This is a genomic window from Microcoleus sp. B3-D2, assembly GCF_036705345.1.
Classification (GTDB): Bacteria; Cyanobacteriota; Cyanobacteriia; order Cyanobacteriales; family Microcoleaceae; genus Microcoleus.
In genome coordinates this window covers 46,765-71,200 of sequence record NZ_JAUBUG010000028.1, presented here as the reverse complement: position 1 = coordinate 71,200, position 24,436 = coordinate 46,765, and the positions used below count along the sequence as shown (strand labels likewise).

Here is a 24,436-nt window from a genome sequence, read left to right as displayed (position 1 = left end):
TTCTCGGGAGCTAGGAATCTATCAGGACTAAAGTCCTTACTACAAACGGTATAGTTTGTGTGGGCAACTTATTTATTTTTTACATTATTAACTGATGTCCTCAGAAGTGGTTTTTGGAAATGCGGGCGCTGAAGGCGCAAGTCGCGGCGGGTGGTTTGCAGGTCACTTTATGACGCCTGAAGACGACCCGCGATCGACTTCAGTTTTAGAGGTAAAATGGGGCGCTCACCCCGCCGGAGATTGCAGGACTCAGTGGGCGGTAAATGCTGCAGCCACCACGCTTTCTATCCTGGTAAAAGGGCGGTTTCGCCTGCAATTTCCCCAGCAAGAAATCTTGCTTTCTCGCGAAGGAGATTATGCTCTCTGGCAGCCGGGAGTTCCTCATTATTGGTCGGCCGAGGAGGATTCGACGATCGTGACGGTGCGCTGGCCTTCGCTGTCGGGAGATAGTTCGGGAATTAAGAATTAACTTTAACTTCTGGAACTAAAACGCGGCCGGTATAACCCGTGCGCTGGTAGCGATCGATCGCCTCTGATGCGATAACACCCGCTTTCCCACTCTCAACCAGCGCTACGCAAGCACCGCCAAAACCTCCGCCCGTCAGCCTTGCGCCAAAGACTCTGGGGATTGACTGCAAGATTGCCGCCAGCGCGTCTACTGCCGGCACCGAAACTTCGTAGTCGTCGCGCTGACTCGCGTGGGAAGCATTCATTAACTCGCCAAAACGCTCTGCTGGCAAAGATTTTACCGCTTCGAGCACGCGGTTGTTTTCGGTAACGACATGGCGCGCTCGCCTCCTGAGGGGTTCTGGCAATACTTCCACTGCTTGGGGATCGGCGATATCCCTGAGAGCCTTAACTCCCAATATCCGCGCGGATTCCTCGCACTCGGCGCGGCGCTCGTTGTAGCCGCTTCCTGCTGCTAGTTTGTGGCTTTCGCCGCTGTCAATTATTAAAATTTCTGTGCCTGCGGGAAAAGGTACCGGGCGGCATTCGAGGCTGCGGGTGTCGATAAATAGCATGGTGTTGGTGTCTGCTAAACTCGACGCCATTTGATCCATGATGCCGCAGTTCAAGCCGGCATACTGGATTTCGGCTTGCTGTCCGATTTGAGCTAGCCGCACGTCATCTAGGGGGAGATTCAGCAGCGCGCGCAGTCCTCTGAGGGTTGCTATTTCTAAAGCGGCGCTGCTGGACAAACCGGCTCCGATCGGCACATTGGAGGTAATGTAGAGATTTATTGGCGGTACTTTGTATCCTTCTTTTTCTAAAAGTCTGAGGCAGCCACAGATATAACTGACGAAGTTTTGCGGTATTGTATCGTCGTCTGAATAATTTATGAGTTCGTCATATTCTGCTGAATAAAAATGGTGTAGAGCGTCGCTGCTGAAGCCGATTTCTACTGTTGTGCACTGGGGAATCGCAGTTGGAAGTACAAATCCATCGTTGTAGTCTGTGTGTTCGCCCAGCAGGTTTACTCTTCCGGGCGCACTGGCTGTGGTGTGGGGTAATGTACCAAATACTCGTTGGAATTGCATTTTTGGGGAAGTGGTAATTGGGAACAAATTAATTTATTTTTTATCGTTTATCCTTTTATAGTGCCCATGTTTTTTGCTTAATTCAACCCCTGTTAACAAAAATCAACATGACCGTAGGTTAGGAAAAGATATTGAGCTGTGATAGAATGACAGGCTAAGATTTCTCCAAGAATTCAAAAAATGCGATCGACCAGACCCCGGAAACAGTTTGCTCAACATTGGCTCAAAAGCGAGAAAGCCTTAGATAAGATTGTGAAAGCGGCTTCTTTGGATCGCGATCGCGTCCTGGAAATAGGGCCGGGTACGGGGATTTTGACTCGGCGTTTGCTGCCTGCGGCTGAGTCTGTTGTAGCGGTGGAGATCGATCGAGATTTGTGTCTCAAGCTAGCCAAACAACTCGGCAAAACCGACAATTTTTTACTGCTGCAAGGCGACATTTTGGAAATGGACTTAGAGGCTGAACTAACGGCTTTTCCCAATTTCCAAAATCCCAATAAAGTTGTTGCCAACATTCCCTATAATATTACCGGCCCGATTCTGCAAAAACTGCTGGGAACGATATCTGTTCCTGCTGCTAAACCCTTCGATTCGATCGTGCTCTTAGTGCAGAAAGAAGTGGCCCAAAGGCTTTATGCTAAACCGGGTTCGACAGCTTTTGGCGCTTTGTCGGTGCGGGTGCAGTATTTAGCAGAATGCGAGTTAATTTGCGATGTGCCGTCTAAAGACTTTTTCCCGCCGCCAAAAGTCGATTCTGCCGTGGTGCGGCTGGTTCCGAGACAGATAGAAACTGCGGCGGTTAATCCGCGCTATTTGGAAAATTTAGTGAAGTTGGGTTTTGGTAGCAAGCGCAAAATGCTGCGAAATAATTTGAAAGGGGCTGTGGATTTAGATAAACTGGTTCAACTGCTAGAAGAGTTACAGGTAAATCCTCAATCTCGTGCCGAAGATTTAAGCGTGGCTCAATGGGTAAGTTTGAGTAATAATATTATGTCCAGTCAGCTAAATCTTAATAATTTTTAGTTAGGTAGTCAGTCCTCTAGCTATTGAATAAAGACTGTTAGTCCTGAATATAAAAAGATTTTTTACCGATAATCTACAGGAGTGGATATAGTTTTTTATCTCAAAGTATGTCGGTGCGAAATGAAGTTTGATACAGCCATAAATTAATTACATTAAGTAATGTTGAGTCGGGAGGAAGTATCCCATGTCTAGTGCCACGGAACCGGGAAGGTTGGGCAGTTAAATTTAGCTTTCTTGTGCATTTTTTAAGGTGTATTTCAGCCTCACGGGAATTTTAATAATAAATTCCGTACCTTTCCCCGGTGCAGAAATACACTGCAATTCGCCTAGATGTCTTACGGTGATAATTTGATAGCCGATAGATAAACCCAACCCTATGCCTTTCCCTACTGGTTTAGTGGTAAAAAAGGGATTAAATAAGTGCTTTATCACCGATTCTGTTATGTCGGGGCCGTTGTTGCTAATTCTGATTTCTACCATTTCACTGTCTAAAAGTTTGGTAGAAATTTTGATGAGGCGGGGATTAGCTTCATCGGCTGCAATCGACTCGCGATGACTGTCCTCTTCTAAAGCATCAATAGCATTAGCCATGATATTCATAAATACTTGATTTAACTGTCCGGGATAGCACTCTATTGGCGGTAAATTGCCATATTCTTTGATAACTTGAATGCTCCACAAACCTTGCTGAGCATTCAATCGGCTTTGCAAAAGCATCAGTGTACTGTCAATTCCTTCGTGAATGTCGGCTAATTTCATTTCTGCTTCGTCATGGCGAGCAAAAATTCGCAGCGACTTGACAATACCGAGAATGCGCTCGGCGCCATTTTTCAGAGAAATTAATATTTCTGGCAGGTCAGAAATGATAAAATCTAAATCTACAGACTTGAGTTTTTCTTTAACTTGGGGTAGGGGATTTGGATACTGCTCTTGATAAAGATAGACCAGTTCTAGCAAACTATCGGTATACTGGCGAACGTAAGTAACATTGCCGTAAATAAAGTTAATCGGATTGTTGATTTCATGAGCAACACCAGCGACCAATTGCCCCAAAGACGACATTTTTTCGCTCTGAATTAGCTGGGATTGAGCCTGCTTCAAGTCAGACAAGGCTTGTTCGAGCTGTTGAGTTTGAGACTTTAACTCTGCGGTGCGTTCTTCAACTCGAATTTCTAATTCTTCTTTAGCTTGTTTTAGGGCAGCTTCTGCTAATTGACGCTCGACAATTTCAGCTCCTAGCAGTCTGTTGGCAAATTCTAAATGTTGAGTTTGAGACTTTAACTCTGCGGTGCGTTCCTCAACTCGAATTTCTAATTCTTCTTTAGCTTTTTGTAGTGCAGCTTCTGCTAATTGGCGCTCGACAATTTCAGCTTCTAGGAGTTGGTTGGCGGATTCTAACTGTGCGGGACTGGGAAGTGCTAGGGCTTGAGGTATTAAGTCTAGCAAAAGTATGGCTGTAGCAAATGAAACAATGGCAGTAATTGCTTTCATTGTTCCTGAAAGCCAATAGGTAGGATGCCAAAGCGTCCAGAGTTCAAATATGTGAGTGATCCCACAGGCGACGATAAAGGCTCCAAACAGGGCAAAGATCCAATTAAAGGGCAAATCTTCGCGTTTGGAAATAAAATAAACCAATGTAATCGGGATGGAAAAATACGCCAGTGCAATTATAGAATCTGAGGCAACGTGAAGCCAGACTAACGGGGTATGCCAGAGATAGCAGTGACCGTGAGGAATAAATGACCCGGAACTAAAAAAAGTTTTCCACATTTCCTGCATAATTTTTCCTTTGAGTTGTGAGAAAATGGACGGGGACTGGTGTCAATTAATTTCAACCAGGGGTTTCTTTCACCTGCGGCTTAATCACCTATGCGTTCATATTCTCTGCTAGCTTCAGCCAAAATCAATCTGTATTTGGAAATCATAGGCGATCGCCCCGACGGATATCACGAACTGGCGATGGTACTTCAAAGCATAGATTTAGCCGATCGAATTGACTTGCGCGCGATTGGTACGGACACGATTCGCGTGCGCTGCGATCACCCGCAAGTCCCTCCTGATAAGAATAACCTCGCCTACCGGGCGGCGGATTTGTTGGCGAAGCAATTCCCCGATGCTTTGGCGAAATACGGCGGAGTCGAGATTGCCATTCACAAGCAGATTCCAGTGGCGGCGGGGCTTGCCGGCGGTTCGGCAAATGCGGCTGCGGTTTTAGTCGGGATGGATTTGCTGTGGCAATTGGGACTTACTCAGTCGGAGTTGCAAGAATTGGGGGGAACTTTGGGTTCGGATGTGCCTTTTTGCATTGCGGGAGGTACGGCTTTGGCAACTGGTCGCGGGGATAAACTCTCGCCTCTGCCTGATTTGGCGGGCTTTTCTGTGGTTTTGGCGAAGTACCGCAATCTCAGTATTTCTACGGCATGGTCGTATCAAACTTATCGCCAGCAGTTCAGTAGTTCCTATTGTGCAGCGGAAGATTTGGGGTGCCGCCGGGAACGGCTGCATTCGGGCCCGATGGTGGGGGCGATCGCCCAAAAAGATCGATCGAAAATTGGTCAATTGCTGCACAACGATTTAGAAAAAGTTGCTTTGCCCGTGTACCCGCAGGTGTTGCAGTTGCGGCAGGCTTTTGAGTCGGCGGGCGCTTTGGGAACGATGATGTCGGGTTCCGGGCCGACGGTGTTTGCGCTGGCGGAGTCTTCTGAGCAGGCTCAGCAAGTTATGGAACGGGTTAAAAGTGCGATCGCTTCTCCCGATTTGGATTTTTGGGTAGCACAGTTTAGCAATACTGGAATTCAGATTTTTTCGGAGGGAAACGAGACGAAACCGCCGATTTCTAGGGTGTAACTCGAAGAGGGTGCGATCGCCATCGCCCGTTAAACGTGTCTAACAGGCGAGGGTCAAGATTAATCTAACTTTTCGCAGAGTCTATTGAGATCGAAGAACTGATAAAATGTCATGCAACACCGATTTTAGTTTTGGTAAATTAACCAAAAATCTAAAATCTAAAATCTAAAATCTAAAATCGCAATGACTGATTTAACTAATCCAAATTCTACTTCTAAACCTCTGAGTTCGGCTGGAGATGCAACCTCTGCATCTTCCACGCCGCCGACGATTTTGCGGTGCGTGATGGGTTCGCTGATCGCGGGCGGGTTTGCGGCGGCTTTGTACGCGCTAACTTTGTCGATCGTCCAAACTTTTGCAAATTCGCCCATTCATTCTGACAATGTAACTGCGATTAATATTGGCGCGGCTGTGCGAACTTTAGTTATGGGAATTGTAGCTTTGGGTGCGGGTGTTTTTGCTTTTGCATCTTTGGGTTTGATGCTGCTGGCTGTGCAACTTTTAATTCAAAAGTTGCTAAAGAAACCTACAGCTTGAAGTCTACCAATTGCAAAAACTGGGCTACACAAACTTTCATCCGCAAGCCAAAGACTGCATAGTAAGATCGAAACAATGGAATTATTTACGATCGGACACTCCAATCTAAGTATTGAAGCGTTTGTTTTGCTGCTGCAACAACACGGAATTACGGCGGTTGCTGACTTGCGATCGCATCCTTTTAGCCGCTATTTACCTCATTTTAATAAATCCGAAATTAAAGCTTCTCTGTCAAGTGTCGGCATTCAATATGTTTTTTTAGGCAAAGAGTTGGGCGCGCGGCCAGAGGATTTAAGCTGTTACGATAGTAGCGGTAAAGCTTTATACGATCGCATAGCAGCAACTCCTCTATTTTCGCAAGGAATTCAGCGCTTACTCAAAGGCGCAGCCAATTATAAAATAAGTTTAATGTGTGCGGAAAAAGATCCAATTACTTGTCATAGGACTATTTTAGTTTGCCACAAACTTAAAGTATTTAATTTACAAATTCATCACATTCTGTCAGATGGCAATTTAGAATCGCACCAGTATTTAGAAGAAAGACTTTTGAGCAAGTTTAACAAAGGTTCCAAAAAATCTGAGCCGATTCAGCTAAGCTTGTTTGAATTAGAACCTGATGTTAAAACTGAAAGGGTTGATTTAGAAACAGCTTATTATCGTCACGGATGGGAAATCGCTTATGTCAGCAAAGAAAGCAATTAATTTATTTACAATTGGTTTTACTCAAAAAAGCGCCGAGCAGTTTTTTGATACTTTGATAAAAGCGGGAGTCCGCAGGGTGATAGATACGCGGCTGAATAATGTGTCGCAGTTGGCGGGTTTTGCTAAGCGGAAAGATTTAGAGTATTTTTTGCGAACAATTGGCAATATTGAGTACGTTTACATTCTCGATTTAGCGCCAACTCAAGATATTTTGGATGATTATAAAAAGAAAAAGGGAGATTGGGATGTTTATGAACAGAAGTTTTTGGAGTTGATGGGCGATAGACAAATTGAACACAAGGTTTCATCGGATCTTTTAGACCGCGGGTGCCTGCTTTGTAGCGAACCAAAACCTCATAATTGTCACCGCCGCTTAGTTGCTGAATATCTCAGCGAGAAGTGGAAAAATGTCACAATTAATCATCTTTAATTTATTAAAAATACTATATCAGTGTCGCATGAATCTAAAATCTAAAATCTAAAATCTAAAATCTAAAATCGAATGACTCAAATAATTTGTCTCGCTAATTCCTGGAAAAACCGCGACAGGTGCATCGCCGGAATTAATGAACTTCAAGGTAAGTGGGTGCGTCCTGTTTCCGACTTACCAGATGGCAAAATTCCTAAAGCAATGTGTCTGATCAATAGACTTGAACCCGCGTTGTTAGATGTTCTAGAAATTCCTCTCGCAGAGACGGGACCGGACTTCGGCTTTGCGTGTGAAAATCTTTCTGTTTTACCGGGAGAATGGCGGAAAGTAGGGAAAGTTCAGCCAGCATATTTGCTAAAATATTGCAATAGTCAAAAATATATTCTGCACAACGATTTGGAATCTGTTCCGGTGGAATATATGCAGTCTTTGCCAATGTGCGATCGCCTAACTTTGCAATTAGTCAAAGCAGTAAGATTTACGGTAAACGAGCCAATTAAAAGAAAGAAAGGTGGTAATCAATGGAAAGGCTCTATTGTCACGCAGCATGGTCAAAGATTGACTGCAACAATTACCGATCCGGTGTTTATTATAAAGTTAGAATTGGGGTATCGACCGCAAAAAGCTTGTTTGGTAACAGTGAGTTTGGGTATGCCTTGGCGGCGCGATAATTGGGAGGGAGGTTACCGTTGTTGGAAGTTGATTGCGGGTGTGGTAGAGTTGCCGGAAGATGTTGTTGATGATGAAATTTAGTTTTGACCAAAATGGGCTATCGATTATTTATTTCTTTTTATTTCCCGCAAAAAGTCTGTTCATGCTATAATTCTGCGGGACTGTAGCAGAAAGGGGTGCTTTTTGATGAAAGCAGAATTTTATTTTGACTGTCACAAATATATTTGCAGTTTAGTTCAAGTAGATTTTGTCAAAGAATTAAAAATAAAAAATCATCAAGGTTTTGTTTTGGCTGTTAAGCAGGGAGAAAAGATTGGACTTTTGGGGAAAAGCCGCCATAATGCTAAACAAGTTGATGTATCTAAGCCGCATTTTTATAATGTAATTAAAGCGGCTATGAGCGCTTTGGAATTAGAAACTAAAAATGAGGTGATATTAGAGAGAAATCGAACTATTGCTGATGCCGAAGAAATGATTCAGCAGCAAAACCGAGAAATTCGCGTTCTCAACGAACAGATTAGAATCCTTGTGACTAAGGTTGAGGAATTGTCAAGGGAAAAGCAGCAGTTATCAATGCAGCTAGTAGACAAGGAAATCAGAGAAACTGAAATTAGTCAAGAACTTGATTATTTTTACTCTCAAGATAAATATATAGTAACCCCGGAAATTGAGCATCGGAGTGGAGAAGTTGAAATTAATGAAAAAATCGAAGAATTGTCTGTTCAAGCTTCTGGGTTAGCGGGGCAGTTAATCGCAAATCAACAGAATTCGGAGGAGATTGAGGAAGACGAAGAAATCAGCGGTGGCGAGGTTGAAATTGTTGATTTGGAAATTATAGAACAAGTAGAAGAAAATATTAAAAAAGTAGAAGTTCAAGGAGGCGGAAGTGAAATTAAGCGGCTGCCTAAAAGAGCTTCCAACAAAAGCATGAGAAAGAAATCTTAATGCTTTAGTTATATAGCAATCCTCGCATCATTTGTGAATTTATTACTGGCGAGCGAGCGGGTTGGGGGAGGGTTGGAGTAGGGTAAAAATTTACGACTCCTGCAAGGATTGCTATATGACTCGTTTAATTGTGGCGATCGCATTTTCGCCAAATTCCTCAACAGTTAGGCGAAAAAATCCCTCACAACTCGCCCGTTTTCCCCCCGCAGCCTCGCCCACAACAGAATTTTGACAATTATCCAGGGCGATCGGTAAAATTACAGGTACGATCGAACTATTGTCAGCAGCATTAAATCCTTCAGTAATTAGCCATTTGCCAACAGTCACATAATTGTTGACAATATTGCACAATAGATAAAATTGTAAATATATAGCACCTGCGTTTTTTTTACCGCTTATGAATAGCAGATTCCTCGATCGCCTCCACCACCCCTCACGCCCCGTCATCGTCTTCGACGGCGCAATGGGAACCAACCTGCAAGTCCAAAACCTCACCGCAGAAGACTTTGGCGGCAAAGAATACGAAGGCTGCAACGAATATCTCGTCCACACGAAACCGGAAGCCGTCGCCAACGTGCACCGGGGATTCCTCGAAGCAGGGGCCGATGTCATCGAAACAGACACCTTTGGCGCTGCTTCCATCGTGCTCGCCGAGTACGATTTGGCAGACAAAGCATATTATCTCAACAAAACTGCAGCCGAACTCGCCAAGGGTATCGCCGCCGAATTTTCTACGCCAGAAAAACCGAGATTTGTCGCAGGATCGATCGGGCCAGGCACCAAATTGCCCACATTAGGACACATTGATTTTGACACTCTCACCGCCGCTTTTACCGAACAAGCAGAAGGACTTTATGACGGCGGCGTTGACTTATTTATTGTCGAAACTTGTCAAGATGTGCTGCAAATTAAATCAGCATTAAATGCGATTGAAGAAGTATTTAAGAAAAAAGGCGCGCGGATTCCGTTAATGGTATCAGTCACAATGGAAGCCACCGGCACAATGTTAGTCGGTTCCGATATCAGCGCCGCCCTAGCCATTTTGCAGCCGTACCCGATCGACATTTTAGGCCTCAACTGCGCCACCGGGCCCGATCGCATGGCCGAACACGTCAAATACCTTTCCGAACATTCGCCCTTCGTCGTTTCCTGCGTTCCCAACGCTGGTTTACCCGAAAACATCGGCGGACACGCGCACTACAAACTGACGCCAATAGAATTAAAAATGGCCTTGATGCGCTTTGTCGAAGACTTAGGCGTGCAAGTCATCGGTGGCTGCTGTGGCACCCGCTACGATCACATCCGCGAACTAGCAGAAATTGGCAAAACTCTTAAACCCAAAATCCGCGAAATTACTTGGGAACCATCCGCCGCCTCAATTTATAGCGCCCAACCCTACGAACAAGAGAATTCCTTCTTAATTGTCGGCGAAAGACTCAACGCCAGCGGTTCCAAAAAATGCCGCGATTTGCTAAACGCCGAAGACTGGGACGGTTTAGTAGCAATGGCTAGGGAACAAGTGCGAGAAGGCGCGCACATTCTCGATGTTAACGTTGATTATGTCGGCCGCGACGGCGTGCGCGACATGAAAGAATTAGTTTCCCGCGTTGTGACTAATGCAACTCTCCCTTTAATGCTGGATTCCACCGAATGGGAAAAGATGGAAGCAGGCTTAAAAGTTGCGGGCGGCAAATGTTTGCTGAATTCCACTAACTACGAAGACGGAGAACCGCGTTTTTATCAAGTTTTGGAGTTAGCGAAAAAATACGGCGCGGGCATAGTTATCGGGACAATTGACGAAGACGGGATGGCGAGAACGGCCGACCAAAAATTTGCGATCGCCCAGCGCGCCTATAACGCCGCCGTCGCCTACGGAATTCCCCCCGAGGAAATCTTTTTTGATACCCTAGCATTGCCAATTTCTACCGGGATTGAAGAAGACAGAAAAAACGGCAAAGCTACCATCGAATCGATCCGCCGCATTCGCCAAGAATTGCCCGGTTGTCACGTAATTTTAGGAGTTTCTAACATTTCCTTCGGCTTGAATCCGGCGGCGCGGCAAGTTTTGAATTCCATGTTTTTGCACGAAGCGATGCAAGCGGGGATGGACTCGGCAATTGTCAGCGCTAATAAGATTTTGCCCCTCGCCAAAATCGACCCCCAACACCAAGAAATCTGCCGTAAACTCATTTACGACGAACGGGAGTTTGACGGCGATATTTGCGTTTACGACCCCTTGGGCGACCTGACAACGGTGTTTGCGGGCAAAACTACCAAGCGCGATCGTACAGAAGACGCAAACCTCCCCGTCGAAGAACGCCTCAAGCAGCACATCATCGACGGCGAACGCATTGGGCTCGACATCCAACTCGCCAAAGCATTAGAAACCTATCCGCCCCTCCACATTATCAATACCTTCTTGCTAGACGGCATGAAAGTAGTCGGAGAATTGTTCGGTTCGGGACAAATGCAACTGCCATTTGTATTGCAGTCAGCCGAAACAATGAAAGCGGCAGTTGCCTATTTAGAACCGTACATGGAAAAGTCCGAATCCGGGGACAACGCCAAAGGAACATTCATCATCGCTACTGTCAAGGGCGACGTTCACGACATCGGCAAAAACTTGGTTGATATTATCCTATCAAACAACGGCTACCGAGTGATCAACTTGGGTATTAAACAGTCGGTTGACAATATCATCGAAGCCTACGAAAAGCACCAAGCCGACTGTATTGCCATGAGTGGCTTGCTGGTAAAATCCACCGCATTCATGAAAGAAAATCTGGAAGTATTCAACCAGAAAGGAATCACCGTCCCGGTAATTTTGGGCGGCGCGGCTTTGACTCCCAAATTTGTACATGAAGACTGCCAAAATACCTACAAAGGTAAAGTCGTTTACGGCAAAGATGCGTTTTCCGACTTGCACTTTATGGACAAACTCATGCCTGCGAAATCTGCGGGTAAATGGGAAGATTTGCAAGGATTTTTAGATGAAATAGGGCAGGAGAATGGGGCGGTTAAAGAAGCTAAAGCTGCGCCCGAAACTTCTGGAGAAAATGCCAAGATAGCAGACACTCCTGTGGTGATAGATACCAGGCGATCCGAAGCAGTTGCAGCAGATATCGATCGCCCGAATCCTCCTTTCTGGGGAACGAAACTGTTGCAGGGAGAAGACATCCCCTTTGAGGAGATTTTCTGGCACTTAGATTTGCAAGCTTTAGTTGCCGGTCAGTGGCAGTTCCGCAAGCCAAAAGACCAATCGCGGGAAGAATACGATACTTTCTTGGCTGAAACAGTTTATCCGATATTGGAAGAGTGGAAACACAAAATTCTTACGGAAAAGTTACTGCACCCGCAAGCAATTTACGGGTATTTTCCCTGTCAAGCTGAAGGTAATTCTTTGCATTTGTACGACCCGGAAATTATGAATAACGGGCAAGATGTATCGACACCCGCTGCAACATTCACATTTCCCCGGCAAAAATCGGCGCGCAGGCTGTGCATTGCCGACTTCTTCGCGCCCAAAGAATCCGGTAAAATCGATGTATTTCCGATGCAAGTAGCAACAGTGGGAGAAATTGCTACAGAGTACGCGCAAAAGCTCTTTGCTAACAATCAATATACCGACTATCTCTACTTTCACGGATTAGCGGTTCAGACAGCGGAAGCAATAGCAGAATGGACTCACGCGCGAATTCGCCGGGAATTGGGTTTTGGTAGCGAAGAACCGGACAACATTCGCGATATGCTAGCGCAAAGATATCGCGGTTCGCGGTACAGTTTCGGCTATCCTGCTTGTCCGAACATGGCGGATCAGTACAAGCAACTGGAATTGTTAAAGTGCGATCGCATCAACCTCTACATGGATGAAAGCGAACAACTTTATCCCGAACAATCAACAACCGCAATTATCACCTATCACCCAGCAGCAAAATACTTCACCGCTTAATTTCTAGGGTGCGCCGCGCGCACATTCCTGGGTGAAGTGAATTATACTCGTTACCAGGCTCTTCCTGGTAACGCAGATCCGGATTCTCTGGTTCCACTTACAGCCGTAAAGCTTGTAGTATCGTTCCAAAAACTGTCCGGAGTATTGGTCCAGAAGGTAATGTCATTGCTGACAATGCGTAACGCCTAAATCTGGCACTTGCGTTTAACCAAAGCGTCCACTAATGTACTCTTCGGCTTCTTTGGTTTGGGGAGAACCGAAAATTTGTTCAGTGGAACCAAACTCCACCAATTTGCCGCGCCGTTTGCCTTGATCGTCCGTTTCTGTATTGAAAAAAGCCGTCGCATCTGCGATTCTTGAGGCTTGCTGCATATTGTGAGTCACTGTAATAATTGTGTATCGTTCCTTCAGTTCTAAGCACAGTTCTTCGACCTGTCGCGTAGAAATGGGGTCGAGAGCAGAGCAAGGTTCATCCATCAATAAAACATCGGGTTTCATGGCGATCGCGCGGGCAATACAAAGCCGTTGTTGTTGTCCCCCAGATAACGCCGTTCCTTTATCTTTCAGCTTATCCTTGACCTCATTCCAGAGAGCTGCTTGTTTGAGGGAAGATTCCACTAATTCATCCAGATTTCCTTGATATCCGTTGGTTCTGGGGGCATAGGCAATATTTTCATAAATGCTCTTGGGAAACGGATTCGGTCTTTGAAAAACCATTCCCACTTGTCGCCGCAATTTGACGGGATTCACTTGCGCATCGTAAATATTACGGCTGCGGTAAATGAGTTTCCCTTCCACCTTGGCAGCAGGGATTAAATCATTCATGCGATTGAAGCAACGCAATAAGGTACTTTTGCCACACCCTGAAGGGCCGATAAAAGCCACAATTTTTTGACGGGGAATTTTGATATAGACATCGACCAGGGCTAAAAAGCCACTGTAATAAACCTTTATGCCTTCTGCATCAAACACGCTATCATCCGTGTTGAGGTGGGCTTTACTGTTAGTCATCTGAAATGGTCTCCTTAATCTTGACAACTCACGTTAATTAATGGATGGAATAGCGTTGACGCAAATAGATAGCGACGGCATTGAGCGCCAAAATCAAGATAATCAGCACAATAATCGTCGCTGCGGCTGCATTGGCAAACCCTGGTTCAGGACGAGTAATATAGCTAAAAATTTGAATCGGTAACGCCATAAATCGTTGGAACAAACCCGGATTAAACGTGAGGAAACTGACAGCACCCACGACCACCAAAGAAGCAGCATCCCCCATGGCGCGGGAGACAGAAATAATCACCCCCGTAAGAATTCCCGGAATGGCATAGGGTAAGACATGGTGTTGAATGGTTTGCCATTTGGTAGTTCCCAGTCCATAGGAAGCATTTCTCAGGGAATCGGGAACGGCGCGGATGGCCTCCCTCGCCGTGACGATAATCACAGGTAAAGACAAGAGGGCAAGGGTTAATGCCCCCGAAATCAAGGTAGGCCCAAACCCTAGTAAATAGTTAAAGACCCCTAAACCCAGTAAGCCATAGACAATAGAAGGAATCCCCGCTAAATTCCCGATATTTATCTCAATGACGGCAGTCCACCACTTTTTAGGGGCGTATTCCTCTAGGTACAAAGCAGCCCCTACCCCAATGGGAACCGCAACCAGAAGGACGATCAGTCCCAGAAAGAAACTCCCAATAATGGCTGGACGGATACCTCCGCGTTCGGCAAAACGGGAAGGCGTTTCCGTGAGAAACCCCGGTGTTAGCAATCTGCCAAGTCCATCATGAAGGATATTAAGAACCAGTAAGCCGAGGACAAATAAACCGATGAGTAACCCAATTAAGAATAGATACTCAAAGACTTTACCGATCGCTTCTCGACGTTCTAGGTTATCGGTAAATTCAGCAGTGTTGACGGAATTGTTTGTTGGAGTTGATTTAAGCATAGCAATCAGTCGTATTTTTCCTTAAAGCGACTAGAAATCCAGAAGCTGGCCATATTGAGAGCCAATGTAATCACGAACAGAACTGCTCCCACCGCATACAAAGTCTTAAAACTGAGGCTACCCCTGGGACTATCTCCCCCCGAAATCTCCGCCATAAAAGCGGTCAGGGTGGCGACGGATTCCATGAAATTCCAAGTGAGGCGAGGCTGCGATCCAGCCGCAATCAGAACGGTCATGGTTTCTCCCACTGCGCGGGAAACGCCTAAAATAATCGAAGCCATAATCCCAGACAAGGCTGACGGAAGCACCACTTTAAAAATGGTTTCTAGTTTGGTAATGCCCAAGGCATAGGAACCATCCCGCAGAGAACGGGGAACGGATTGAATGGCATCTAAGCTGATGGAACCGACTGTGGGGGTGATCATAATGCCCATCATTAACCCAGCGCTGAGGGCATTAAAAATCTCTAAGGGGAAAAGATGCCGCAGAACCGGAGTGACAAACAGCAAAGCAAAGTAGCCATAAACTACTGTGGGAATTCCCCCCAATAACTCCACAGCAGGGCGTAACACGGCTGCCACTTTCGGTTGGGCATATTCACTCAGGTAAATGGCTGAAGACAAACCCAAAGGAACCGCCACAGCCATAGCGATCGCAGAGGTTAAAAACGTTCCGTTCAGCAGCGGCCAGATGCCAAAATGGGCATCGGCAAACAGCGGAGTCCATCGGGGATCCAGAAAAAACTGGGCTAAAGAAACTTCTTGGAAAAAACCCAAAGTCTCTTGGAAAATGATCCAGACAATACCAAAGGTTGTGGCAACGGACACGAAGGCACAGGCAAATAAAACCGCACTAATAATCTTTTCTGGGACATCTTCCGAAGACTTCTTAAGCAAGGAGTCATCCGCAGCGAAAAGGGAGTCATCAAAGGAACTAGGAGTTAGGGTCATGGGCTTGAGATTTCCTCCTTAAATAAAGTTAGTAATGGGTTCACCGGGTTTGGCTTTTTTGAATTTCGTTCCGGTTTCACGCCGCTCAAATTTTTGCTTAGTTTTCACATAAGCTTCATCGGGTAACGCCACATAGCCCACACCATCTACCCATTTCCAAGAATTTTCTAAATAGAATTTCACGAATCTTTCAAGGGAAGAATTGGTTTCAAGGGCTTTTTTATTGACGTAGATAAAGAGCGGGCGAGAGAGGGGGCTATAGATATTTCTCAGAACGTTATCAAGGGGAACTGGTTTAACACATTTTCCATCCGCATTTTCAATCGCCACCCCGTTCAATTTGTCTTGGTTTTGGAGCAAGAAGGCAATTCCCAGATAGGCCACTCCCGATTTATTGCCAATCACCCCTTGAACGAGAGTATTTTGGTTGCGACTGGGGGTAAAGTCGGTACGGCTATTTTTCCTTTTACCCGTTACGGCTTGGGTGAAATAATCAAAGGTTCCTGTATCGGAAGGAGGGGCAAACAGCAACAGTTTTTCGTCGGGAAAGTCGGGATTGATTTGCTTCCAACTGGTAATCTTGCCTTCGGATTTGGCATTCCACATTATGTCTAATTCTTTAATCGTTAGACATTTGGCAAAGTTATTTTCCTTATTAACCACTACCGCAAGACCATCAAGAGCCATCGGCAGTTCAATAAATTCGATTCCTTTGTCGGCACATTTTTTGATTTCTTCCTCTCTAATGGTGCGAGAAGCCCCCGCAATCTCAAGGTTTCCAGCGCAAAACTTGCTAAACCCTCCCCCTGTGCCACTGGCCGCGACGCTGACTTGGGCATTGGGATAAAGTTTTTGGTATTCTTCGGCGACGGCGAGGGAAACGCTAAAGCCCACAGCACCACCATCAATACTGATTTGCTGTTCCTTATCTCCTGAATTGCCACAACTCGTCATCAGGTTGCCCATGACGATGAGAGGGATTAGGTAAAACAAACGAGAAAATTTCATCTTTCTACCCCCGTGGAGACCCCCGCTGTACCCGTAGGGTCAGCGGTGGGAGGAAACGGGGGATATTTTATGGAGGTCAATCCCCCTAAAATATCCAAGTTACTGTGCATAGAAATAACCGTCCTTTTTGTGAATATGTTTGCAATACTTATGACTGATTCCTTGAACCAGCCCATCAGGTGTTGAAATATTGAAACTACCTGTGGCACGAGTTGCTACCCGCCCAACGTAAGTCCCTGGTTTCTTCCCTGCGGTGACAACTGCCTTAACAATGTCCCCTGTCTGAAACCCTTTGTGAAACTTGGTTCTAGAGCAATAACGAATCGGAAACCCTAATCTGTCAGTACGGCATTGCTGACGGGTTCCGTGACCTTTAGCAGCAATAAGCATCTTGTTAACACCTGCTGTGATTAACTGCTCTGGCGTGGATGCTCCAACGCAAGTAGCATCCCAATAGTGAGTCTTGCCTAAGCCCCGAACAGTTCGGTTGTATTTGGTAAGCCCACCTGTGCCAACCTCAACAGGTAAACCTGTTTTCTTGAGGCTTTCGTACAACTTCCATCGAGTTGCATTGACGGCTGCCGTATCAGCTAACGGTTTTTTAGCTTGGGACAAGATGCGTTTGAGTAAGTCAGGCTGACCTTTCAGGAAATCCTTGATATCCTGACTTTCTTTCTTCTGATTACAAGGAACGCAGGCTAGACATAGATTGCTGACTCGATTAGAACCTCCTTTTGACCGAGGATTTATATGCTCAATCTCAAGAGGAGTGTCTTTTGCCCCGCAGTAGGCGCAGGTTCTATTCCACTTGAACAACAGAAACTCGCGAATCTCGTATCCCGCCAAAGTTCCCTGCTGATAACCAACTCCGCTAATTTCAGCATCCTGCATCTGTTGAGTGTCAAATCTGACCAACTCTTGAGAGACAGCAGTAATTTGACACAATGATGACAGGCGCTTAACCCAGGTTAGGATGTTAGCAACTCGACTACTTAAAGATGGTGGCAACCAGCCTTGAGGACGGGTGCGATTGAGGAAACGAGGCTTGCGATAACGGGTTTTGCGGTTGCGGCGCGAGCGTCTTAACTGGCGTCGTGAAGTTAAAGCATCCCGAACCTGAAACCCTCTATGTTGTAACTCGGCTACCCAGACAACTTCTCCAGTGCTGTCGTTGACAAGTGCTAGCCCAGTGGTTTTCGCTCCAGGGTCAATTTTGACTCGTAGCGAGTCTATCTTTGAGTCGATCGCCTCCTCCTTCAGTATCACGGTGAAAGGGTAGCGGCGAAATACAGCAGCTTTCCCTTGAAATAACAGCATTCTTGCCCTACCTGGATGGATAGGATTAAGAGGCTGTTTGTTGGTGTCTAAAACGAAAACTTTACTCACTCGTGAGTCTCCTTGCGGGTAATGTTAGCTTTGACAATGTTTAAGGTCGGTACTATCTCAAAAGCACTGTCTCCCAAATGACTGTTTAACTTTTGAGTTCTAGAGCTTGGAACTAGCTACGCATCCCAAGGTAGGAACTTTAACACTTGCCTTAAACGGAGGTATTTCTACCTGAGTCTGGTCAACTAGGGCTGTATTTCAAGCCCCCACTGTACCCGTAGGGTCAGTGGTGGGTTGTTGACAGCATTTGAGTGTAAGTTTGGAAAAATGAAAGTGAATTAGGCGTTTAGGTTCAGAACTTTCCCTTAATTTGGTCAAAGATGGCACCGTTTGCAAAAAACTTCTCTTTGATCGAAGGCCACCCTCCTAAATCTTGAGCATTGAACAAAGTTTTAATTGGGGGAAATTGCACCTGTCCGCCTTGAGCGATAAAGGGATTGACCGAACGGTAGCCTAATTTGGCGAATTCTTGCTGAGCTTCGTCTGAATAGAGAAAATCGACAAAGGCTGCTGCCACTTCTCTCGTTCCATGCTTATCAACGTTTTTATCAACTATTGCCACGGGATTATCGATAGAGATATTGAGGGGAGGAACAAAGTAACTGGTTTTTGGTCCGTTCGTTCCAGCTAAAATCACTTCATTTTCATAGGTGATTAAGGCATCTCCCTGACCTTGTTGGAAGAATAAGTCGCTGGCTTCGCGGGCATCTTTGGTTAGGGTGGGAATCTTTTTATAGACTTTGCCCACAAAATCAAGGGCTTGTTCAGGTTCGCCTCCTTCTTGGGTTACTGACCCCCACAGACCTAACAATTGCCAAACACCAATACCCGATGTTTGAGGATTTGCTGCAATCACGTTTACATCTTCGTTGGCTAAATCTGCCCAAGTTTGAATATTTTTGGGGTTGCCTTCTCGGGTGACAATTGCCGCCACAGAATGACTAACTACTGCCCGTCTAGGAACTCTGTCCTCCCAGCCAAAATTAATCAAACCAGCTTCTTCGATGCGAACCACATCCAATGGGAGGGCAAGATGCACCACATCGGCTTCTTGTTTGCCGGCAATGATCTCGTCGGTTTGCGCTAAAGACCCGCCATAACTGCGTTCAAAAATGACGTTTTGGTTGTGCTCTTTCTTCCACTTTTCAATAAATTTAGGGACGATTTGGTCATGGGCCGCTTTCGTCACTGAGAAGGAAACTAGGTTGAGCTTGACCTCGCTTTGATTGGCCCCACTCGCTGCAGAGCAAGCAGCAATTGACGCAGTTAGAATTACACCTAGTAAAAACAAGACGATGTACGCTTGGACTGAGCGTCCTAGATGCTGGGCTTTTTTGAGAAATTGCCCTGAAAATCGCACCAATTGGGAACTGGCTGCGATCGCAAATTTTAGAGACTGAACGATCGAAGTCACTGAATTTTGCCAAACTTGTTGTTGATTCACCGATACATTTTCTTTAACTACGGTATTTCTATCAAGTTTTCGTAGTTACTCTTAGGAGTATAAAGTCCTCAAATTAGAGTCTTGAGTTTTCTTAATATTTTTTTAATAAATTGTCTTAACCTAGCGCTACCATGACAAAGAGTCCAAACTCACACCCGCCCGCCGTGCTCGCTAAACAGTTAGAACTGACTAGCTTTAAAAACCTGGAGGCAGAGCCTCAAGAAATGCGTTCCCCGGTAGAACTTGGGAACGAGAAACCAACAAAAAAGCACCTTGAAAAAAGTGCTTTCATGAATATAGAACTTTCCGTGTCTGACGAAACTTTTACGAGTAATTCCGAGGAGTGCGCGCACCGGCAGATGCTCCTACCATCGAAGCAACTAAACCCAATAGCGAGCCGAACAAGAACGACCAACCAGCTTTTGCACCATTACCAGCAAGATTGCGAGCATCCTGAGCAGATACGTTAGGTGCTCGGTTCGGCAAATCGACCCCGCCCTGCTGCGCTTGATTAATTGCTTCTCCCGCATTCGCAGCTATTACGCCAAAAGTGCCGGCCACGCCATTTGCTAACAGCCAAGAGCCAATTGTTAAGGTAGTTGCCCACAAAATTGCTCCGTTTAAAAGTGCTGTGTTGCGGTTCATCGGGCCGCAAGCGCGAGCAGTTACCCAACCGCCAACTGCCAAGCTAATTAACAAACTGATAATTGACCAAATTCCGACGTTGGCACCCACGTCCCCTGAAATACTGCGCGGAGCTCCTGAACCAGCAATGCTGCTCAACCCGATCGCAGCGCCCAATGCACTTAATACTAATTGCGTGGCGATCGCAATTACCAAACCAGAAAAAATCGGGCCCCAACGTACTCGATCGTGGTATTCCATCATTGAATTCACAACTACGGGTTCGGTACCAACGTTATCTACAGGTCTATTTACGTATGACATAGGTTTTTCTTTCCTCTGAGAGTTGCTTTAATTTTTAACCATCTTTCAACTAAGCATGAATTATGGCTGAGATTGATAGAAAGTATATCTGCCTGGGGAAAGAACCAGTCTCTATGTCTGAAGAAATAAACGAAAAAGTCATCACCCACCAGCCCGCCGCTATTAGCGAATCATTGATGATTTATGACTGATAAGTGATGAATATTTTATCCCGTTAGAAAAGTTTCCGGACGTATACAGGAAATGCGGACTTATACAGGAAAGACAGCTTAACGCAATTTTACAGCCGTTCCAACGGCAGTAATCAGCAGCAAAGTTCCGTTCGAGTCTACATTAATCGTGCCTGTGTCCACTTCCACGCCGATTACGGCATTGGCGCCCAGGCGCTGGGCCCGTTTTTCCAGTTCCGCGAGGGCATCTCGCTGTCCTTTGAGAAAAACTTCCTCGTAACTGCCGGTGCGCCCGCCGATGATGTCGCGAATGCCCGCGAAGAAATCTCGCAGGGCGTTGGTGCCGTAAACCACCTCAGCAGTTACAATTCCCAGGTAAGATTGAATTTCTGCTCCTTGGATGATATCAGTTGTTGTTACAATCATCAGTTGGCCTCAGTCGAGAAAATTTTGAGTGGGTCTTGTTCTGTAGATTTACTACATCTCGCCGCTCAAACATTCCTGGTAAACCATAAGTTGTCAGCTTGCTAAGCTGACAGCAACTCGCTCTTTCATTCCACACACTCTTTGAAACAAATGGCCGTGCACAAACAAAGTCTCTTGATATTCAGTACGCTGTTAGTAGCAGGATTCGCTGTCGCTGCGCCGCAGATAGCGCTCTCAGCAGAAACGTCAGTTGAAGTCAACCCTGAAAATAATTCAAATTTAGATGCTCTGCTGCGACAAGGGCGCGAGTTGGTAGATTTAGGAGACTACAGTAAGGCGATCGCCATTTATCAGGAAGCGGCACGTTTAGATACGGAAAACCCCCGCATTTTTTCTGGTATTGGCTATTTAGAAGCGCGTCAAGGCAACTATCAAGCCTCAGTGGAATTTTACCAACAAGCGATCGGTCTGGAACCGAACAATGCTGACTTCCAATACGCCTTAGGATATGCTATGGCGAATTTACAAAACTATCCCGCAGCAGCCACAGCTTATCGCCGCGCCGCTCAGCTCGATCGCAAAAATGTCAATGCCCGGATCGGTTTGGGAGTGGTACTCTTTCAGCAAAAAGATTACAGCGGTGCTTTTAAAGCATACCAAGAGGCGATCGCCCTCGATCCGAAAAATTGGCAAGCTTATTCTTCAATGGGTTTAGTATTGATCCAGCAGGGAAATTTTGCCAGTGCTGTTACCGTGCTCCAACAAGCAGCCGAACTCGCTCCCAAACAAGCAGGTGTCCAGTTAAAATTAGGCACTGCTTTGCTGCGTGCCGGCTATACTTCCGAAGGGCTAGCAGCTTTTGAAGAAGCTGCCAAATTGGAACCCGGCAATCCAGAAGTGCAGCTAGAAATTGGCGAAATTCTCCAGGCTCAAAACGACTTCGACGGAGCGCTGGTAGCTTATCAGCGGGCTATTTCGGTGCGACCTAATTTAGTGGAAGCACACGCAGGAATCGGGAAAATTCAACTGGAAAAACAAGATTTTTTAGGAGCGATTGCCACTTTTGGGCGAGTGATTAAGCTCGATCCAAACAGAGCCGAAGCTTATTATAATATGGGTACGGCACTCAAAGCGCGCGATCGCAAATCCGAAGCAATTGAAGCTTTTCAACAAGCCCTCGACACTTACCGCCAGCAAGGCAACAATGATGGTGTACAAAAAGCTGAGGCGGCGCTCCAGCAACTAAAGTAAGATTTCTCAATGGACTAATTGGTAATGGGCTAGCAGTTTTGAGTGTGGAGCAAGTAATTTTCCTAGGGCTTAACTCCTTCCAATCGCCGTGTTGCAAGGAAAAAAGCCATCTCATATCATTTCCGGTTACACCGGAATGATGTTGACGGTTGACTGTTGACTGTTGACTGTTGACGCCGTGAACAGTCAACAGTGAACCGTCAACAGTCAACTCGAATTTACTATTCCGATGCTAACGGATTTGATATCAAAACTGTTTCTATTCCCTATTCCCTATTCCCCCTTTCCTCTTCCTTCTTCCTTCTTCCTTCGTTTGCTTAAGTTTTTAATTGAATGCAGATAAATGTGGCTAAATAGTGTACAATATTGGCGCGATTCGAGAAGGGCGATCGCGCGGGTAAATTCAAGAGGAAATAAGGCCGATCGCACAGTAGCATTTGGTAAAAACTCCATCTTTTGTAAGATGTTAAAACGGGTTCCTGAAAATGAATCTATTTCTATTGGTAGAGACAGCAAACTTGTTAACATTTGTAAAATAAGCAAAATCTCCCATCCCCAGAGCTTTATCTATGCAAACGTATGATGTGATTATCATCGGAGCAGGTCACAACGGACTGGTCTGTGCCTCTTATCTCCTCAAAGCGGGATATACCGTCCTGTTGTTAGAAAAACGTTCGGTTCCCGGCGGCGCGGCCACTACCGAAGCTGCGATTCCCGAATTGCCGGATTTTAAATTCAATATGTGCGCGATCGACCATGAATTTATCCATTTAGGGCCAGTTGTAGAAGAATTAGAACTGGAAAAACACGGTTTAGAATATCTTTTCTGCGATCCAGTTGCCTTTTGTCCGCATCCCGACGGCAAATATTTCTTAGCGCACAAATCTGTAGAAAAAACTTGTGCTGAAATTGCGCGCTACAACGAGCGCGATGCTAAAAAATATGCCGAATATACAGACTTTTGGCAGCGGGCTTTAGGTGCAATGGTTCCGATGTTTAATGCGCCACCAAAATCCATCATAGATATTCTGGGCAACTACGATATTTCAAAGATCCAAGATTTATTGTCAGTCATCGGTTCCCCCAACAAAACGCTGGACTTTATTCGCACGATGCTCACCAGCGCTGAAGACATTGTAAACGAGTGGTTTGACGAGGAATTTATCAAAGCACCCCTCGCAAGATTCGCCTCAGAACTCGGCGCCCCTCCTTCGCAAAAAACCCTGGCTGTAGGCGCAATTATGCTGGCAATGAGGCACAATCCCGGCATGGCAAGACCGCGCGGAGGGACGGGTGCATTAGTGCAAGCGCTGCTCAATGTAGTGAAAAAATACTCGGGTGTGGTACTTACCGACCAGCACGTCGAGAAAATATTAGTTGATGACGGTCGCGCTGTGGGAGTTCGAGTTGCCAACGGCACGGAATACCGCGCTACAAAAGGTGTCATTTCTAATATTGATGCTAAGCGCTTGTTTCTGCACTTAATGGACTCCAGCGATGTTGACAGTGCCGACCCGGATTTGCGGGAAAGATTAGAGCGCAAAATTGTTAACAACAACGAGACTATTCTCAAAATAGACTTAGCTCTCAATGAAGCGCCTAGATTCGAGCGCTGGAATCACCGGGACGAATATTTAATCGGGTCGGTTTTAATTGCAGACTCGGTGAGACACGTTGAAATTTCTCACAGCGACCCTTCCATCGGCAGAATCCCCGACTCTGACCCCTCAATGTATGTAGTGTTTCCGACGGTACTAGACCCGTCAATGGCTCCTCCCGGACATCATACGGCTTGGATTGAATTTTTTGCTCCTTACATGATCGAAAATGCTGAAGGAACCGGCCAGCACGGTACGGGGTGGACGGATGAGCTGAAAAACAAAGTTGCCGATCGCTGCATCGATAAATTAGCAGAATACGCGCCAAATATCAAAAATGCAATTATCGGCCGCCACGTGGAAAGTCCGGCGGAATTGGGAGAGCGTTTGGGAGCTTTGAAGGGAAATTATTATCACGTTGATATGACGCTGGATCAGATGATATTTTTCCGTCCTTTGCCGGAGTTGGCGAATTACAAAACGCCGATCGACGGTTTGTTTCTGACCGGGGCGGGAACGCATCCGGGTGGCTCGATTTCGGGGATGCCGGGACGCAATACTGCTCGCGTTTTCATGCACTCGCAGCAGCCTTTCGCCCAGACTTTAGCAGATGCAGCTAATACTCTGAAAGCGAAGGGTAAGTCGGTATTTCGCAGTAATGAGAAGTAAG

Annotated in this window: 23 protein-coding genes; 11 read left to right on the top strand and 12 right to left on the bottom strand. The window is 45.9% G+C overall.

What is annotated here, in order from left to right:
* The first annotated feature begins 94 nt into the window (after nucleotides 1–94).
* On the top strand, nucleotides 95–469 hold the full coding sequence (locus QUB14_RS12965; protein ID WP_333217361.1) for a signal peptidase I: 375 nt from the start codon (nucleotides 95–97) through the stop codon (nucleotides 467–469).
* On the opposite strand, the gene galK is transcribed toward QUB14_RS12965, so the two are convergent.
* Nucleotides 459–1,538, bottom strand: a complete 1,080-nt coding sequence (galK, locus tag QUB14_RS12960; RefSeq protein ID WP_333217360.1) for a galactokinase — start codon at nucleotides 1,536–1,538, stop codon at nucleotides 459–461. The two genes, QUB14_RS12965 and galK, sit on opposite strands and share 11 nt — an antisense overlap.
* A gap of 180 nt (nucleotides 1,539–1,718) precedes the next feature.
* On the opposite strand from galK, the gene rsmA reads away from it, so the two are divergent.
* On the top strand, nucleotides 1,719–2,558 hold the full coding sequence (gene rsmA, locus QUB14_RS12955; RefSeq protein ID WP_333217359.1) for a 16S rRNA (adenine(1518)-N(6)/adenine(1519)-N(6))-dimethyltransferase RsmA: 840 nt from the start codon (nucleotides 1,719–1,721) through the stop codon (nucleotides 2,556–2,558).
* 225 nt (nucleotides 2,559–2,783) lie between these two features.
* Here rsmA and QUB14_RS12950 read toward each other — a convergent pair whose 3' ends face one another.
* Nucleotides 2,784–4,337, bottom strand: coding sequence for an ATP-binding protein (locus QUB14_RS12950; RefSeq protein WP_333217358.1), 1,554 nt, complete (start codon nucleotides 4,335–4,337; stop codon nucleotides 2,784–2,786).
* A gap of 90 nt (nucleotides 4,338–4,427) precedes the next feature.
* Here QUB14_RS12950 and ispE point away from each other — a divergent pair, with 90 nt between their 5' ends.
* The 6 genes from ispE (at nucleotide 4,428) to QUB14_RS12920 (ending at nucleotide 8,691) form a co-directional block, all read left to right on the top strand.
* Nucleotides 4,428–5,405 carry a 4-(cytidine 5'-diphospho)-2-C-methyl-D-erythritol kinase gene (gene ispE, locus QUB14_RS12945; RefSeq protein ID WP_333217357.1) on the top strand — a complete coding sequence of 326 codons (978 nt, stop codon included), beginning with the start codon at nucleotides 4,428–4,430 and terminating at the stop codon, nucleotides 5,403–5,405.
* 183 nt (nucleotides 5,406–5,588) lie between these two features.
* Nucleotides 5,589–5,942 carry a DUF3082 domain-containing protein gene (locus QUB14_RS12940; RefSeq protein ID WP_333188503.1) on the top strand — a complete coding sequence of 118 codons (354 nt, stop codon included), beginning with the start codon at nucleotides 5,589–5,591 and terminating at the stop codon, nucleotides 5,940–5,942.
* Nucleotides 5,943–6,017: 75 nt separating this feature from the next.
* Nucleotides 6,018–6,644, top strand: a complete 627-nt coding sequence (locus QUB14_RS12935; RefSeq protein WP_333217356.1) for a DUF488 domain-containing protein — start codon at nucleotides 6,018–6,020, stop codon at nucleotides 6,642–6,644.
* A complete protein-coding gene (locus QUB14_RS12930; protein ID WP_333217355.1) occupies nucleotides 6,622–7,074 on the top strand; it encodes a DUF488 domain-containing protein in 453 nt (150 codons plus the stop codon). Before QUB14_RS12935 ends, QUB14_RS12930 begins: the two co-directional genes overlap by 23 nt.
* 72 nt (nucleotides 7,075–7,146) lie before the next feature.
* The gene (locus QUB14_RS12925) at nucleotides 7,147–7,827 is read left to right on the top strand and encodes a dual OB domain-containing protein (RefSeq protein ID WP_333217354.1); all 681 of its coding nucleotides are present in this window, start codon (nucleotides 7,147–7,149) and stop codon (nucleotides 7,825–7,827) included.
* A 105-nt stretch (nucleotides 7,828–7,932) separates the two neighbouring features.
* Complete coding sequence (locus QUB14_RS12920) at nucleotides 7,933–8,691, top strand: hypothetical protein (RefSeq protein WP_333217353.1); 759 nt, start codon at nucleotides 7,933–7,935, stop codon at nucleotides 8,689–8,691.
* Between the two features lie 111 nt (nucleotides 8,692–8,802).
* Here the strand turns inward: QUB14_RS12920 and QUB14_RS12915 are convergent, their stop codons facing one another.
* The gene (locus QUB14_RS12915; protein WP_333217352.1) at nucleotides 8,803–9,018 is read right to left on the bottom strand and encodes a hypothetical protein; all 216 of its coding nucleotides are present in this window, start codon (nucleotides 9,016–9,018) and stop codon (nucleotides 8,803–8,805) included.
* Between the two features lie 70 nt (nucleotides 9,019–9,088).
* Here QUB14_RS12915 and metH point away from each other — a divergent pair, with 70 nt between their 5' ends.
* Nucleotides 9,089–12,640, top strand: coding sequence for a methionine synthase (gene metH, locus QUB14_RS12910; protein WP_333217351.1), 3,552 nt, complete (start codon nucleotides 9,089–9,091; stop codon nucleotides 12,638–12,640).
* A gap of 204 nt (nucleotides 12,641–12,844) precedes the next feature.
* Here the strand turns inward: metH and pstB are convergent, their stop codons facing one another.
* The 8 genes from pstB to QUB14_RS12870 all read right to left on the bottom strand — a co-directional run bounded on the left by pstB (nucleotide 12,845) and on the right by QUB14_RS12870 (nucleotide 20,917).
* Nucleotides 12,845–13,651: a phosphate ABC transporter ATP-binding protein PstB gene (gene pstB / locus QUB14_RS12905; protein WP_333217350.1), complete on the bottom strand. Its 807-nt coding sequence runs from the start codon at nucleotides 13,649–13,651 to the stop codon at nucleotides 12,845–12,847.
* A 37-nt stretch (nucleotides 13,652–13,688) separates the two neighbouring features.
* Nucleotides 13,689–14,585 carry a phosphate ABC transporter permease PstA gene (pstA, locus tag QUB14_RS12900; protein ID WP_333217349.1) on the bottom strand — a complete coding sequence of 299 codons (897 nt, stop codon included), beginning with the start codon at nucleotides 14,583–14,585 and terminating at the stop codon, nucleotides 13,689–13,691.
* A gap of 5 nt (nucleotides 14,586–14,590) precedes the next feature.
* Entirely contained in the window at nucleotides 14,591–15,535 is a 945-nt protein-coding gene (pstC, locus tag QUB14_RS12895) for a phosphate ABC transporter permease subunit PstC (protein WP_333217348.1), read from the bottom strand.
* Between the two features lie 18 nt (nucleotides 15,536–15,553).
* On the bottom strand, nucleotides 15,554–16,543 hold the full coding sequence (locus QUB14_RS12890) for a PstS family phosphate ABC transporter substrate-binding protein (protein ID WP_333217347.1): 990 nt from the start codon (nucleotides 16,541–16,543) through the stop codon (nucleotides 15,554–15,556).
* A 99-nt stretch (nucleotides 16,544–16,642) separates the two neighbouring features.
* Nucleotides 16,643–17,929: an RNA-guided endonuclease IscB gene (iscB, locus tag QUB14_RS12885; RefSeq protein WP_333217346.1), complete on the bottom strand. Its 1,287-nt coding sequence runs from the start codon at nucleotides 17,927–17,929 to the stop codon at nucleotides 16,643–16,645.
* Between the two features lie 292 nt (nucleotides 17,930–18,221).
* On the bottom strand, nucleotides 18,222–19,373 hold the full coding sequence (locus tag QUB14_RS12880) for a sulfate ABC transporter substrate-binding protein (RefSeq protein ID WP_333217345.1): 1,152 nt from the start codon (nucleotides 19,371–19,373) through the stop codon (nucleotides 18,222–18,224).
* 324 nt (nucleotides 19,374–19,697) lie between these two features.
* Nucleotides 19,698–20,321 carry a hypothetical protein gene (locus tag QUB14_RS12875; RefSeq protein ID WP_333217344.1) on the bottom strand — a complete coding sequence of 208 codons (624 nt, stop codon included), beginning with the start codon at nucleotides 20,319–20,321 and terminating at the stop codon, nucleotides 19,698–19,700.
* A gap of 269 nt (nucleotides 20,322–20,590) precedes the next feature.
* A complete protein-coding gene (locus QUB14_RS12870; protein ID WP_333217343.1) occupies nucleotides 20,591–20,917 on the bottom strand; it encodes a YbjQ family protein in 327 nt (108 codons plus the stop codon).
* 150 nt (nucleotides 20,918–21,067) lie between these two features.
* Between QUB14_RS12870 and QUB14_RS12865 the strand changes: the two genes are divergently transcribed.
* Nucleotides 21,068–22,168, top strand: coding sequence for a tetratricopeptide repeat protein (locus tag QUB14_RS12865; RefSeq protein WP_333217342.1), 1,101 nt, complete (start codon nucleotides 21,068–21,070; stop codon nucleotides 22,166–22,168).
* A 273-nt stretch (nucleotides 22,169–22,441) separates the two neighbouring features.
* Here QUB14_RS12865 and QUB14_RS12860 read toward each other — a convergent pair whose 3' ends face one another.
* A complete protein-coding gene (locus tag QUB14_RS12860; RefSeq protein WP_333217341.1) occupies nucleotides 22,442–22,711 on the bottom strand; it encodes a hypothetical protein in 270 nt (89 codons plus the stop codon).
* Between the two features lie 26 nt (nucleotides 22,712–22,737).
* On the opposite strand from QUB14_RS12860, the gene crtO reads away from it, so the two are divergent.
* Nucleotides 22,738–24,435 (top strand): beta-carotene ketolase CrtO, encoded by a 1,698-nt coding sequence (gene crtO, locus QUB14_RS12855; RefSeq protein WP_333217340.1) that lies wholly within the window; start codon nucleotides 22,738–22,740, stop codon nucleotides 24,433–24,435.
* Nucleotide 24,436: the final 1 nt, after the last annotated feature.